This window comes from Verrucosispora sp. NA02020, assembly GCF_013364215.1.
Taxonomy (GTDB): domain Bacteria; phylum Actinomycetota; class Actinomycetes; order Mycobacteriales; family Micromonosporaceae; genus Micromonospora.
The window spans coordinates 4422675-4435001 of record NZ_CP054923.1 but is presented as its reverse complement, the minus strand read 5'-3'; the positions used below and the strand labels follow the sequence as shown (position 1 = coordinate 4435001).

General features: G+C 73.0%; 12 protein-coding genes. 4 read left to right on the top strand and 8 right to left on the bottom strand.

Annotation, left to right across the window (positions count from 1 at the left end; translation table 11 throughout):
* Positions 1–53: 53 nt before the first annotated feature.
* Positions 54–1520 (bottom strand): aldehyde dehydrogenase, encoded by a 1467-nt coding sequence (locus HUT12_RS19280; RefSeq protein WP_131054162.1) that lies wholly within the window; start codon positions 1518–1520, stop codon positions 54–56.
* 152 nt (positions 1521–1672) lie between these two features.
* Here HUT12_RS19280 and HUT12_RS19275 point away from each other — a divergent pair, with 152 nt between their 5' ends.
* Positions 1673–2023 (top strand): VOC family protein, encoded by a 351-nt coding sequence (locus tag HUT12_RS19275; RefSeq protein ID WP_131054163.1) that lies wholly within the window; start codon positions 1673–1675, stop codon positions 2021–2023.
* A gap of 63 nt (positions 2024–2086) precedes the next feature.
* On the opposite strand, the gene HUT12_RS19270 is transcribed toward HUT12_RS19275, so the two are convergent.
* Together HUT12_RS19270 and HUT12_RS19265 are read right to left on the bottom strand one after the other, a co-directional pair.
* Positions 2087–2896, bottom strand: a complete 810-nt coding sequence (locus tag HUT12_RS19270) for an SDR family oxidoreductase (protein ID WP_176094265.1) — start codon at positions 2894–2896, stop codon at positions 2087–2089.
* A 66-nt stretch (positions 2897–2962) separates the two neighbouring features.
* Positions 2963–4087, bottom strand: coding sequence for an acyl-CoA dehydrogenase family protein (locus tag HUT12_RS19265; protein ID WP_254876883.1), 1125 nt, complete (start codon positions 4085–4087; stop codon positions 2963–2965).
* A 134-nt stretch (positions 4088–4221) separates the two neighbouring features.
* On the opposite strand from HUT12_RS19265, the gene HUT12_RS19260 reads away from it, so the two are divergent.
* Complete coding sequence (locus tag HUT12_RS19260) at positions 4222–5310, top strand: bifunctional 2-polyprenyl-6-hydroxyphenol methylase/3-demethylubiquinol 3-O-methyltransferase UbiG (protein WP_176094264.1); 1089 nt, start codon at positions 4222–4224, stop codon at positions 5308–5310.
* An 86-nt stretch (positions 5311–5396) separates the two neighbouring features.
* On the opposite strand, the gene HUT12_RS19255 is transcribed toward HUT12_RS19260, so the two are convergent.
* From HUT12_RS19255 to HUT12_RS19240, 4 genes are all read right to left on the bottom strand, one after another.
* Positions 5397–5696 carry an acyl carrier protein gene (locus tag HUT12_RS19255; RefSeq protein WP_131057237.1) on the bottom strand — a complete coding sequence of 100 codons (300 nt, stop codon included), beginning with the start codon at positions 5694–5696 and terminating at the stop codon, positions 5397–5399.
* 29 nt (positions 5697–5725) lie between these two features.
* Positions 5726–6397 (bottom strand): NADPH-dependent FMN reductase, encoded by a 672-nt coding sequence (locus HUT12_RS19250; protein ID WP_131057235.1) that lies wholly within the window; start codon positions 6395–6397, stop codon positions 5726–5728.
* Positions 6394–7506, bottom strand: coding sequence for an LLM class flavin-dependent oxidoreductase (locus HUT12_RS19245; RefSeq protein ID WP_131057233.1), 1113 nt, complete (start codon positions 7504–7506; stop codon positions 6394–6396). The genes HUT12_RS19250 and HUT12_RS19245 overlap by 4 nt, the downstream gene beginning before the upstream one ends.
* Before the next feature lie 175 nt (positions 7507–7681).
* On the bottom strand, positions 7682–8989 hold the full coding sequence (locus HUT12_RS19240) for a condensation domain-containing protein (RefSeq protein ID WP_303393495.1): 1308 nt from the start codon (positions 8987–8989) through the stop codon (positions 7682–7684).
* Between the two features lie 59 nt (positions 8990–9048).
* Here HUT12_RS19240 and HUT12_RS19235 point away from each other — a divergent pair, with 59 nt between their 5' ends.
* Positions 9049–10020: a ferritin-like domain-containing protein gene (locus tag HUT12_RS19235; protein ID WP_131056539.1), complete on the top strand. Its 972-nt coding sequence runs from the start codon at positions 9049–9051 to the stop codon at positions 10018–10020.
* Positions 10017–11036 (top strand): methyltransferase, encoded by a 1020-nt coding sequence (locus tag HUT12_RS19230; protein ID WP_176094262.1) that lies wholly within the window; start codon positions 10017–10019, stop codon positions 11034–11036. The genes HUT12_RS19235 and HUT12_RS19230 overlap by 4 nt, the downstream gene beginning before the upstream one ends.
* A 49-nt stretch (positions 11037–11085) precedes the next feature.
* Here the strand turns inward: HUT12_RS19230 and HUT12_RS19225 are convergent, their stop codons facing one another.
* Positions 11086–12282 carry a cytochrome P450 gene (locus tag HUT12_RS19225; RefSeq protein ID WP_131056536.1) on the bottom strand — a complete coding sequence of 399 codons (1197 nt, stop codon included), beginning with the start codon at positions 12280–12282 and terminating at the stop codon, positions 11086–11088.
* Positions 12283–12327: the final 45 nt, after the last annotated feature.

The following is a 12327-nucleotide window of genomic DNA, read 5'->3' as shown; positions in this document are numbered from 1 at the left end:
CCCGTCAGACGGGTGACGGTCTCCGGGTGGTCCCGGCCGCAGCCGGGGCAGCCTCAGGCGGCGATCCAGACGTTCTTCGGCCGCAGGAACTCCCGGACGCCGGCCTCGCCGCCGATGCGACCCCAGCCGCTCTGCCGCATCCCGCCGAACGGGGCCGAGGGCAGCACGCCGGGTACCCCGTTGACCCAGACACTGCCCGCCGCCACCGCGCGGCTCACCCGGTGCGCCGTGCGCAGGTCGGTGGTGTGCAGGTACGCCCCGAGTCCGTAGCGGGTGCCGTTGGCCAGCCGGATCGCCTCCTCCTCGGTGTCGAAGGAGGTGAACGCCAGCACCGGCCCGAAGATCTCCTCCTGCGCCAGTTCGCTGTCCGGGTCGACCTCCCCGAACACCGTCGGCGCGATGAAGTACCCGTCGCCGAGGTCGCCGCCGAGGCGCTCGCCGCCGGTCACCAGCCGCCCCTGGCCCTTGTCCCGGGCCCGCTCCACCACACCCAGGATCCGGTGGCACGCCTGCTCGCTGACGACCGGGCCCATCATCGTGCGGTCCTCGGCGGGATCGCCGAGCGGCACCCGGGCCAGCCGGGCGGCGACGGTCCGCAGCACCTCGTCGTAGACGGACGAGTGCACCAGCACCCGGGTGCCGTTGGCGCAGCCCTGGCCGCTGAGCGCGACGACGCCGCTCATCGCCAGCCGGGCCGCCATCCGCACGTCGGCGTCGGCGAAGATGACGTGGGCCGACTTGCCGCCCAGTTCCAGGCCCACCGGCAGGAGCCGCTCGGCGGCGGTGGCGAGGATCCGCCGGGCGGTGGCGCCGCCGCCGGTGAAGTGCACCTTGTCCACGCCCGGGTGGCGTACCAGCGCCTCGCCGCCGGCTGCCCCGCCGGGCACCACGTTGAGCACGCCGGGCGGGAAGCCCGCCTCCAGAGCCAGCTCACCGATGCGCAGCGCGGTGAACGGCGCCAGCTCGGAAGGCTTGAGCACGATCGTGTTGCCGGCCGCGAGCGCCGGGCCGAGCATCTGCGCGACCGACACCAGCGGGCCGTTCCAGGGGATGATCAGGGCCACCACGCCGTACGGCTCGTCCAGCGTGTAGTCGACGGCCCGGATCGGCCACGTCGGGACGACCTCGCCGCCGACCTTGTCCGCCCATCCGGCGTTGTACCGCAGGTGGTCCACGGCGACCCGGGGCATCACCGAGGCGAACTGCCGGGGGCAGCCGTTCTCCAGCGTCTGTAACCCGCCCAGCTCGGTGGCGTGCCGCTCGACCAGGTCGGCCAGGGCGAGCAGCAGATCCCGGCGTACGTTGCCGGGGGTGGCCCGCCAGCCGTCGAGGGCCTCCCCGGCGGCACGGACCGCCGCGTCCATCTCGGCGGCGCCGCCCAGCGGCACGGCTGCGGTCACGCGTCCGTCGGCGGCGTAGACGTGCTCGTGCACGCCGCCGGTGGTGGTGGCCGTGCGGGTGGCGCCGATCAGGGCGGCGGTGTCCGGGATCAGTTCGGTCGGAGCGGCGGTGACGGGCACGTGGTGACACCTCTTCCGGCTCGGCGCGCCATCCGATGGCGACGGTCAGCGGAGTATGTTGGGTCGAATCCTAGTGTAGTTTGTTGCGTTAGATAGCCCCCCGTCCGGACGGTCGGGTGGCGTACCGGATGGTTGGACCGAGGAGGCCGGTCGTGTCAGGACAGCTGTCGTACTTCGAGTTCGGGGTGCCGGACGTCGCGGTGGCCAGCAGCTTCTACGCCGAGTTGTTCGGCTGGAAGGTGCAGGCGCAGGAACACGGTGGGTCGATCGACACCGGGGAAGGGGCGGTGCCGGGCGGCTTCCACCGCGATCCCGGGCCGCCGCAGCACTACCTCTACTTCCGGGTGGACGACATCGACGCCGCCATCAAGCGGGTGCAGGAACTCGGTGGCGAGGTGGAGCCGATGCGTCCGGCCACCGAGGAGTGGGGTGCGTTCGCCGAGTGCCGGGACAACCAGGGACTCGCCTTCGGCCTGCACGTACCGCCCGCGCCGAAGGACTGACCGCACGGCACGAGGGCCGGGTACCCGATCGGGTGCCCGGCCCTCGCGCGGGTCGGGGGCGGGTCACCCCTCGTCGGTGAGGAACCGGCCCGGCACGAAGCCGGTCCGGGCCGTGGAGAGCCCGCCGTCGACCGTGACCACCGCACCGGTCACGTACGATCCGGCGCGGCTGCACAGGTAGATGGCGGTGCCGACGATGTCGTCCGGCCGCCCGATGCGCTGCAACGGCGTCACCGCGGCGATCTCCTCGCCCATCGCCTCCAGCACACCGGCCATCATCCGGGACGGGAAGCTGCCCGGTGCGATCACGTTCGCGGTCACCGTCGGCGCGAAGTCGTGGGCCAGCATCCGGGTGATGTGGTGGATCGCCGCCTTGGCGGCGGCGGCCGAATAGGTCGGCATCTCCGGCACCCGCTGTGCGTCGGCGCTGCCGATGTTGACGATGCGCGCCGGGTCCTCGGCGGTGCCGGCCGCCCGCAGCAGTCCGGCCAGTTCCCGCACCAGGAACAGCGGCGCCTTCAGACCCAGGTCGAGCACGCTGTCCCAGGCGTTGGCGGGGAACTGCTCCACCGGCGCGGTCCAGGCGGTGCCGGCGTTGTTCACCAGGATGTGCAGCCCGGACTCCCGCTCGCCGATCTCCCGCGCCAGCCGGACGCACTCGGACTCCTCGGAGAGGTCGGCGGGGATCGCCACGCACGTCCCGCCACCGGCCGAGAGTTCCTGGGCTACGTCCTCGCAGTCGGACTTCGTCCGGGCGGTCAGGTAGACGCGCGCACCGGCGGCGACGAAGCCCTCCGCGATCATCCGGCCGATGCCCTGCGTGCCGCCCGTGACCAGTGCCGTCTTGCCGGCGACCGAGAACAACTCACTCATTGGAACCTCCACAGACGATGTGCTCTCCACGGCGCCGGTCCACGGCCGGCCCCGTGACGACTCGGGTCAGAGCGGCCCGGTGGACGTCTCCTCGTCCACCACGAGCGCGCCCACCGTGGCGTACGAGTCGCGGCCCGCCACGAAGTGCTGGGTGGCGGTACGCATGTCCCGCATCCGCCGTTGCAGGGGCGAGGTGTCGTACACCGCCGTACCACCGGCCAGCGTGTACGCGGCGTCGACGACCTGCGCGCAGAGGCTGGTCACCTGCGCCGCCGCCGCGCGCAGCCGGGCCCGGCCACCGGGTGACCCGCCCTCGGGTGCCGCCGTCGCCTCGGCCGCCTCCGCGTACAGCAGCGCCCGGGCCGCCCGGTGCATGGTCTGCGCCTCGCCCAGCCGGTCGAGGAAGACCGGGGAGTCGGCGAGCCGCCGCGCGCTCAACGCCGGACGTTTGCCGTCGGCGGCCAGACGCACCAGGTCGGTCAGCGCGCCGTCGGCCAGACCGACCGCCACCGCGCCGATGATCAGGCTGGACTGCGCGATGCGGTGTGCGGCGTCACCGTCCTGCGGGGAGACCGCGAGATGCTCCGGCACCCGCGCGTCGTCGACCGTCACGTCGTGGCTGGCGGTGCCGCGCAGCCCCAGCACCTGCCAGGTGTCGAGGACCCGGACGTCCCGGGCCGGCACGAACAGGATGCGGGTGGCCGGTGCGCCGTCCGGGCCGACCGGCACACTGCGGCCGGAGACCAGCACGCAGTTCAGATAGAACCAGGCGGCCCGGGGGCACCCGGTGACGAAGGGCCAACGGCCGGTCACCCGCCACCCGTCGTCGCCGGTGCGGGCCCGGCCCTTGGGCGCCACGGCCCCCGCGACCAGGGTGTCCGCGCCGTCGGCGAAGACCTCGTCGAGCGCGGCGGCCGGACCGCACCGCACGATCAGGTGCGACAGGGCCACCTGGCCCACCGTCCACGAGGTGGCCGCGTCGGCGCGGGCGAGTTCCTCCAGCACGGCGAGCACGTCGGACAGGTCGAGCTGGTCGCCGCCGTGACTGGCGGGGGCGAACATCCGGAAGCAGCCGGCCGCGCGGAGGTCGTCCACGAGGTCGTCGGGGAGGCCGCGTCGCTGCTCGATCTCCTCGGCGTGCTTCGCCACGCGGGACGCCAGCTCGCGTACCCGGGACAGCGTTGGGTTCACGTCGGCCCCCTCCTGTGTTCGGTGTGTCGTGTTCGGACGCTATCTCTCGTCGCCGGGTGCTGTCCATGGCGCGCCCTCGTGGATAGAGTGTGCCGAGAAAACAACACACACGTGTGTCGCCGGAGGGGATACCGATGACGACTCCCATCGACCCGCAGGCCCGGGTCTTCGCGGTCCGGATGTGGACCTCGCTGCTGGCCACCCAGGAACTGCTCGCCACGTACCTCGGTGTCCGACTCGGGCTCTACGACGACCTCGCGGCCAAGGGCCCCGGCACGGTGGGGGAGATCGCCGCGCGCGTCGGGGTCGACCCGAGGTACGCCCGCGAGTGGCTGGAACAGCAGGCGGTCGCCGGGGTGCTGACCGTCGACGACGCGTCGGTCCCGGCCGACGAGCGGGTGTTCACGCTGCCCGCCGCGCACGCCGAGGTGCTGACCGTCTCGGACAGCCCGCTGTCCATGTCGGCGCTTGCCGTGCTGCCGCTGGGCGGCGTGGCGGCGGCGCTGCCGGCGCTGCTCGACGCGTACCGCAGCGGTGCCGGTGTGGCCGACGCGGTCTACGGCGTCGACTGGCGGGAGGGCCACGCCGGGGCGAACCGCGCGATGTTCACCCACCAGATGGCCGGCTGGCTGCGCCGGCACGCTCCGGACATCCACACCCGACTGGTCGGCACGCCGGCCCGGGTCGCGGACGTGGCCTGCGGTGCGGGCTGGGCGGGCATCGGGTTGGCCCGGTCCTTCCCCGGGATCACCGTGGACGGGTACGACATCGACCCCGAGGTGATCGCGGACGCCACCGGGCACGCGGCGGACGCCGGGTTGAGCGACCGGGTCTCCTTCGCCGCCCGGGACGCCGCCGACCCCGACCTGGCCGGCACGTACGACCTGGTCTGCCTCTTCGACGCGCTGCACGAGATCGCGCGCCCGGTGGAGGTGCTGCGGGCCTGCCGGCGGCTGTGTGCCGACGGCGGCAGCGTGCTGGTGCTCGACGCCCGGGTGGCGGAGCGGTTCGCCGCACCGGCCGACGAGATCGAACGCTTCCAGTACGCCACCAGCGTGCTGCACTGCCTGCCGGCGAGCCGCAGTCAGCAGCCCTCCGCCGGCACCGGCACGGTACTGCGCCCGGACGCGGTCCGGGACCTCGCGGCCGAGGCCGGCTTCGTGGCGGTCACCCAGTTGCCCATCGACGACCGCTTCCACCGGCTGTACCGGCTGATCGGCTGAGCCCGCCGGCGTCGTGTGCGGCGGGTCGGACGACGAGAACGGCCGGCCACCCATCGGGGTGGCCGGCCGTTCTCGTCGTCCGAGGGTCAGGCCCCGGCGTCACGCTCGGCGATCCGGCGCAGCACGTGCTCCTGCACCGCACCGAGCGAGGTGATCGACCGGGCCGTCTTCTCGTCGATCGGTTCGAGGTCGAACTCGTCCTCCAGGGCGAAGGCGAGTTCCATCAGGGCCAGCGAGTGGAAGCCGAGGTCCTGGACCAGGGCCGTCTCCTCCCCACGCAGGCCGTCGGGGTTGGGCGCCAGGTCGAGCACGATGGCCTGGACCTGAGCGCGGATCTGCTCGTCGGACTGCTTCGGTCCCACGACCGTCGGGGTCTGCTCACTCATGGTCGCTACTTCCTTCCGGATCGCCCGGCTCACCGGAGCTGTGCGGGTTGATGGACGGGAACGGGTTCCGCGGGTCGGTGCGGTCCCACAGACGGGGGCTGGCAACTGCGCAGTACGGCGGCGAGCACCGGCACCGCGGCCGTGGTCCATCCGGCGACCGCCGCGTCGAGGTCGCCGAACTCCTCCTCGAGCACCGCCAGGCCGCGGACCGGCACCACGGCACCCAGCTCCACCAGCAACGGGCGTAGCTGTGCGTCGCAGACGAAGCGGTGCTGCGCCCAGCCGGCGGTCATCACCGGCACCGCGACCGTGCCCGGACGCAGTCCCTCGCGGGGGAGCATGTCGAGGAAGAGCTTCAGCAGGCCGGTGTAGGAACCCTTGAAGGTCGGGCTCACCACCACCAGCAGGCCGGGTCCGCGGACCCGGGCGACCACCCGCTCCAGGGGCGCGTGGGCGGCGGTGCCGGCGATCAGCCGGGACGGCAGGTCCGCGCCGAGTTCGGCCAGGTCGACCAGGTGCGGCTCGCCGAGGTGTACGCCGAGGTCGGCCAGACCGGTCCGCAGCGCGCCGGTCACGTGCCGGGCCACGGTGAGGGTCCGCGAGCCCCGGCGCGGGTTGCCGATCAGGACGGTGGCCGGAACGGAGAGGGGATCCGTCGGAGGGATCATCCGCTCGGGCGCGTGTTGCCGCAGGTCGGTCACCGGTCTCCTTCCGGGTCGGCCAGCAGTCCCCGCCGGCGGAGGATCGGCAGCACACCCTCACCGAAGGTGTACGCCTCCTCCAGGTGCGGCTGGCCGGAGAGGATCAGATGGTCCAGTCCGAGGGCGTGGTACTCCTCGATCCGGTCGGCCACCTCGACGTGGCTGCCGACCAGCGCGGCTCCGGCGCCGGGGCGGACCAGCCCGTAGCCGGCCCACACGTTCGGGTAGACCTCGAGGCTGTCGGTCCGGCCCTGGTGCAGGGCGGCCATCCGGCGTTGCCCCTCGGACTCGGTGCGCGCAAAGCGCCGCTGGGCGGCGGCGATGGTGTCCGGGTGCATCCCGGCCACCAGGCGGTGCGCGACGTCCCACGCCTCCTCGGCGGTGTCCCGGCTGATCACGTGGAACCGGGATCCGTAGGACAGCTCGCGGCCCTGCGCGTCGGCCCGGTCCCGGACCTTCTTCACCAGGGCGGCCAGTTGCTCGGGGGGTTCGCCCCAGGCCAGGTAGACGTCGGCGTGCCGGGCGGCCACGTCGTGCGCGGCGGCCGAGGACCCACCGAGGAAGACCGGCGGGGTGACCGGATGTCCCCGGGTCAGCCGACCGGCCCGTACCCGGTAGTGGGTGCCCTCGAAGTCGTACGTGCCACCGGACCAGGCGCGGCCGAAGACGTCGAGGAACTCCTCGGCGCGGGCGTAACGCTGGTCGTGGTCGAGCCAGTCGCCGTAGCGCAGCTGCTCGTCGGGGTCGCCGCCGGTGACCACGTTGAGCAGCAGCCGACCACCGGAGAGGCGTTGCAGGGTGGCGGCCATCTGCGCGGCCACCGTCGGCGCCACCGAGCCGGGGCGTACGGCGACCATGAAGTGCAGCCGACGGGTCCGGTCCGCCAGGGCGGCCGACACCAGCCAGGGGTCCTCGCAGAACAGCCCGGTCGGCACCAGGGCGCCGGTGAAGCCGAAGCGGTCGGCGGCTCCCGCGACCTGCGCCAGGTAGTCGATGTCCGGCGCGCGCCGGACGTTCTCCGCCGGGTCGACGGGCGCGCCCTGCGGGGTCTTCGCCACCTCACGGCCGTCACCGTGGGACGGGAGGAACCAGTGCAGGTGAAGTGGCATGTGGACCTTCCTGTCACAGCAGTTGTCGTGTGAGCGGTCGCGTCCGGCGGGTACAGGCACCCCCGCTCCCTGCGCGCTACCAGGTAGGGCTGGTCGAAGCCTCCCAGCACCCGGATGCGGTGTCAAGAGTGTGTGACGCCAGTGTCGTGTTGTGTGGCGCTTCTGGGCCGGGGCGTCAGCCGCCGCGCCTGGTCCGCAGCGGTGCGGTCGGTTCGGCCGCCAGCCGGGCGGCCAGGTCGGCGTAGCCGGCGAGGAACGCGTGGGCCTCGGCGGGCGGGTACGCGGCGGTGCTGTGGTAGAACACCGCCCGCAGGTCCGCCGGGCCGACCGGGGCCACCGCCAGCTCGAACTGGAACCGGCTGCCCAACCCGGGCGGCACCAGCAGTTCGAACCCGAGGCCCGCCGACACCGTCCGGTGCTGCACCTCGGCCATCACGTTGAACAGCACGTCGTCGGCGCGCCGCCCGCCGGTCTGCACCACGTCCAGCGGCAACATCTGGTACGGCAGGTCCTGGTAGGTGAAGGCGCCGATGGCCGCCGCATGCGCCTGCCCGACCAGGTCGGCGAAGGTCTCGGCCTGCCCGACCCGGGCCCGCAGCAGCACCATGTTGGCCAGCAGGCCGACGGTCTCCCGCAGCTCGGGACGCGACCGGTTGGCGAACATCGAGGCCACCGCCAGGTCGTCCTGGCCGGTGATGCGGTGCAGGTGGTGATAGAAGACCGCCAGCAGCACCGAGAACAGGGTGGTCCGCTGGGTCCGGGCCAGGGCGCGCAGCCGGGCCACCGCCTCCCGGTCCAGGTCGACCGCCACGTCGGAGGTGGTCGGGCCGTCCGAGGCCGAGGGCGCGACGGCGGACGTGCCCACCGCCGGCAGTTCGCTGCCGGTCAGCTGCCGCCGCCAGTACTCCCGGTGCCGGCGCAGCCCGTCGCCGTCGAGCAGTTCCTGCTGCCACCGGACGAAGGCCGCGTACTGCCAGCCGGTGGCGGGCAGCCGGGTCGGTACGCCGCTGGCCTGCGCGTAGAGCATGCCGAGGTCCCGGAAGAGGATTCCGGTGGACCAGGCGTCGGTCACCAGGTGGTGCAGGTTCAGGCAGAGCACGTGCTCGTCCGGCCCGAGCCGCCACAGCGTGCTGCGGGAGGGCCACTCGGTCGGGTCGATCGCGGTGCGCAGCTCGGCGCGTACCGCCTGGTCGACTGCGGCGGCCGGGTCCGGCCGGTCGGACAGGTCCACCCGGCGGGCGGCGGCCGGTGCCGGCGGGTGCACGACCTGGGCCAACCGCGCGCCCCGACCGGTGAAGGTGGTGCGCAGCGACTCGTGCCGGGCGGTGAGGGCGGACAACGCGGCGTCCAGCGCGTCGGCGTCGACCCGACCGGTGAGCCGACACAGCAGCGGGCAGCTCAGCGCACCGAAGTCGGTGCGGTAGTGCTTGATCATCCAGAGGAGTCGTTGGGCCACGGAAGCTGGTGTCTGTTGTGTCTCCACGCACGGACCATAGCGTCACCGCATTGGCATCGGTGAGGTCTCTGGGTACCTTGTGTCGTATGAGCTTTGTTGTGCCGGCCCGCGTCGACACCACACTCACCTGGGACTACGAAGCCTCCGATCCCCGGCTCGTGGCGCTCTACGAACGGGCCAAGGCGGCCCAGTGGAAGGTCACCGACGTGGACTGGTCGGTGCCGGTGCCGTTCGGCGAACCGCTGCCGGACGACTCCGCCTTCGCGATGGCCGCGTTCGCCGCGTCGCCACTGGCACCGCGGGGTCCCCGGGCCTGGGACGCGTTCCGGTGGGAGTTCCAGTCCTGGATGGTCAGTCAGTTCCTGCACGGCGAGCAGGCCGCGATGATCGTCGCGGCCCGGCTGGTGGAGACCGTGCCGGATCTGGACAGCAAGTTCTACGCCGCCACCCAGGCGGTGGACGAGGCCCGGCACGTCGAGGTCTTCTCCAGGTACCTGCGGGAGAAGATCCCCGAGCCCTACCCGGTCTCCGCGCCGCTGCGCGAGCTGCTCACCGACATCCTGTCCGACTCGCGATGGGACGTCACGGCGCTCGGGATGCAGATCATGGTGGAGGCGATCGCGATGGCCTCGTTCCGGCTCTCCAACAGCAGTTTCCACGACCCGCTGATCAAGGAGCTGACCCATCTCGTGGCCCGGGACGAGGCCCGGCACGTCACCTTCGGCGTGCTCTCCCTCTCCGGGCTCTACGACCAGCTCACCTCGGCCGAGCGGGCCGAGCGGGAGGAACTGGTCCTGGACGCCGCGGCCCTGATCCGTCGGCGGTTCCTGCTCGACGACATCTGGGAGCGGCTGGAGGTCGACCGCGCCGAGGGCGTCGCCTTCGCCACCAACCACGACCTGATGATCAAGTACCGACAGGCGGTCTTCTCCCGGGTCGCGGTGGCGCTCGGGCAGATCGGCCTGATGACCGAGCCGGTCCGCACCGGACTGGACAAACTGGGCCTGCTGCAGTTCGCCGGTGAGCGACTGCGCATCCGAAGGGGGAAACTCGCATGACGGCCGCCCGACGCAGTCTCGACCTGACCGCCGTGGTCCGGCTCGGCGAGTTGGGTGACCAGATCACCCCGTTCGCCCTGCGGGCCGCCTGCGACCTGCGCATCGCCGACCTGCTGGTGGACGGTCCACGACCGGTGTCGGAGCTGGCCGCCTCGGCCGGCGCGCATGCCGGGGCGCTGCTGCGCCTGCTGCGGGCGCTGGCCGCCCGGGGCGTGTTCAGCGAGGTCGCCGACGCCACCTTCGCGCTCACGCCGCTGGCCGAGCCGTTGCGCGGCGACCATCCGATGTCGCTGCGCGACAGCTTCGCGCTGCTCGACTCCGACGTACGGGCCTGGGCCGCGATCGGGCACACGCTGCGCACCGGGGAACCGGCCTTCGGGCACGTGCACGGCCAGGACTACTGGAGCTACCTCGCCGACCACCCGCAGGAGAGCGCCCGGGTCGACGACTGGATGCGCAGCGTGAACCACCTGCACCTGCGGACCGTGCTCGGGGCGTACCCGTGGCGGCGGTTCGGCACGCTGGTGGACGTCGGCGGCGGGACCGGTGGTTTCCTGGCCGGCCTGCTCACCCGCTTCCCCGGGGTGCGAGGGGTGCTGTTCGACCTGCCGCACGTGGTGGCGGGCGCGCCGAAGGTGCTGGCCGAGGCCGGCGTGGCCGACCGCTGCGAGGTGGTGCCCGGCGACGCCTTCGGCACGGTGCCCGCAGGCGGCGACGGCTACCTGCTCAAGACGGTGCTGCCGGGCTTCGACGACGACGACGCGACCCGCATCCTCGCCACCGTGCGCACCGCGATGCGGCCCGACTCGCGGCTGGTCCTGCTGGAGGCGGTGCTCCCGCCCGGCGACGCCTTCGACATGGCGAAGCTCTTCGACGTGCACGCGATGGTGCTCACCGGCGGCGCGCACCGCAGCGCGGAGGAGACCGGTCGGTTGCTGGAGCGGGCCGGGCTGCGGCTGACCCAGGTCATCGGCACTCCCACGCTGACCGCGATCGAGGCCCTGCCGGCCGACTGAGCCGTCCGGCAGGGGACCTCGGACGTACCGGCCCGCTCCGGCGGGCCGGTCAGCCGAGCCGGATCGGCACCGAGGCGTACGCGCGGAACGGGGTGTCGCGTTCGCGTACGGTCGGGCCGTCCGGTTCGAGCACGGCGAGGCGGGCCAGCCGGTCGAACACCACGGCCCCCTCCATCCGGGCCAGGAAGGCACCGAGGCAGAGGTGGGCGCCGCCGCCGAAGGCGAGGTGTGGGTTGTCGGTGCGGCCCACGTCCAGCCGGTCCGGCCGGGTGAACCGGCGCTCGTCGTGGTTCGCCGAGCCGATCATGAGCACCAGGACCCGCCCTCTGCGTACCGTGCGCCCGCCGATCTCGATGGGCTCGTGCACGTAGCGGGCCGTGCCCTGGATCGGGGCGTCCCAGCGCAGGAACTCGTCGACCGCGGTGGTCGCCAGGGCCGGGTCGGCCCGTAGCCGGTCGAGCTGGTCCGGGTGGGCCAGCAGCGCGGCGGTACCGGTGGTGATCATGTGCACGGTGGTCTCGAAACCGGCGAAGAACGAGAAGACGGTGTTGTCCACGATCTCGTCGTGGCTCAGGCTGTCGCCGGACTCCTCCACGTCGAGCAGCCGGGAGAGCAGGTCGTCGCCCCGACGGGAGCGGCGCTGGTCGAGCAGGTCGCCGATGTGCTCGCGCAGCCAGCGTACGGCCACGTCGGCGTCGGCGCGGGCGTGCTCGGGGACCACGGCGGTGAAGGCGCGACCGAGGTTCATCGCGTGCCGGCGGACGTCGTCGGTGGACTCCGGCGGGATGCCCATCAGTCGGCAGACCACCCGGACCGGCAGCGGGTAGGCCAGTTCGGGGACCAGGTCCATCCGGCCCGCCGCCACGGCCGGGACGAGCATCTCGTCGACCAGTTCCTCGACGTAGGACCGCAGTTGGCGGACGACCGCGGGACTGAACGCGCGGCTCATCAGCCGACGCAGCCGGACGTGGTCGGGCGGATCGCGATAGAGCATGATGCGCTGGAAGAAGGCACTGGCGGGGCCGTCGCCCACGGACACCTCGTGGTAGCCGGCGGGGAACTCGCTGCCCAGCCGGGGGTCGTGTTGCAGGGCCACCACGTCGGCGAAGCGGGTGACACCCCAACTGCCCGGCCCGATCCGGCACAGCGGGCCGGCGGCGCGCAGCCGGGCGTACTCGGGATAGGGGTCCTCGACGACGTTCGGGTCCAGGGCGTCGAACCGGGGTGCGAGGGTCGGTGCGCTCATCCGCCTAGTGTCTGTCGTTTTACCGCCGTCCGGCAAGACCGATGA

Coding starts and splice junctions, on each gene's coding strand:
- HUT12_RS19270 (WP_176094265.1), bottom strand. CDS start 2,896: ATGAGTGAGTTGTTCTCGGTCGCCGGCAAGACGGCACTGGTCACGGGC.
- HUT12_RS19260 (WP_176094264.1), top strand. CDS start 4,222: ATGACGACTCCCATCGACCCGCAGGCCCGGGTCTTCGCGGTCCGGATG.
- HUT12_RS19255 (WP_131057237.1), bottom strand. CDS start 5,696: ATGAGTGAGCAGACCCCGACGGTCGTGGGACCGAAGCAGTCCGACGAG.
- HUT12_RS19245 (WP_131057233.1), bottom strand. CDS start 7,506: ATGCCACTTCACCTGCACTGGTTCCTCCCGTCCCACGGTGACGGCCGT.
- HUT12_RS19235 (WP_131056539.1), top strand. CDS start 9,049: ATGAGCTTTGTTGTGCCGGCCCGCGTCGACACCACACTCACCTGGGAC.
- HUT12_RS19230 (WP_176094262.1), top strand. CDS start 10,017: ATGACGGCCGCCCGACGCAGTCTCGACCTGACCGCCGTGGTCCGGCTC.
- HUT12_RS19225 (WP_131056536.1), bottom strand. CDS start 12,282: ATGAGCGCACCGACCCTCGCACCCCGGTTCGACGCCCTGGACCCGAAC.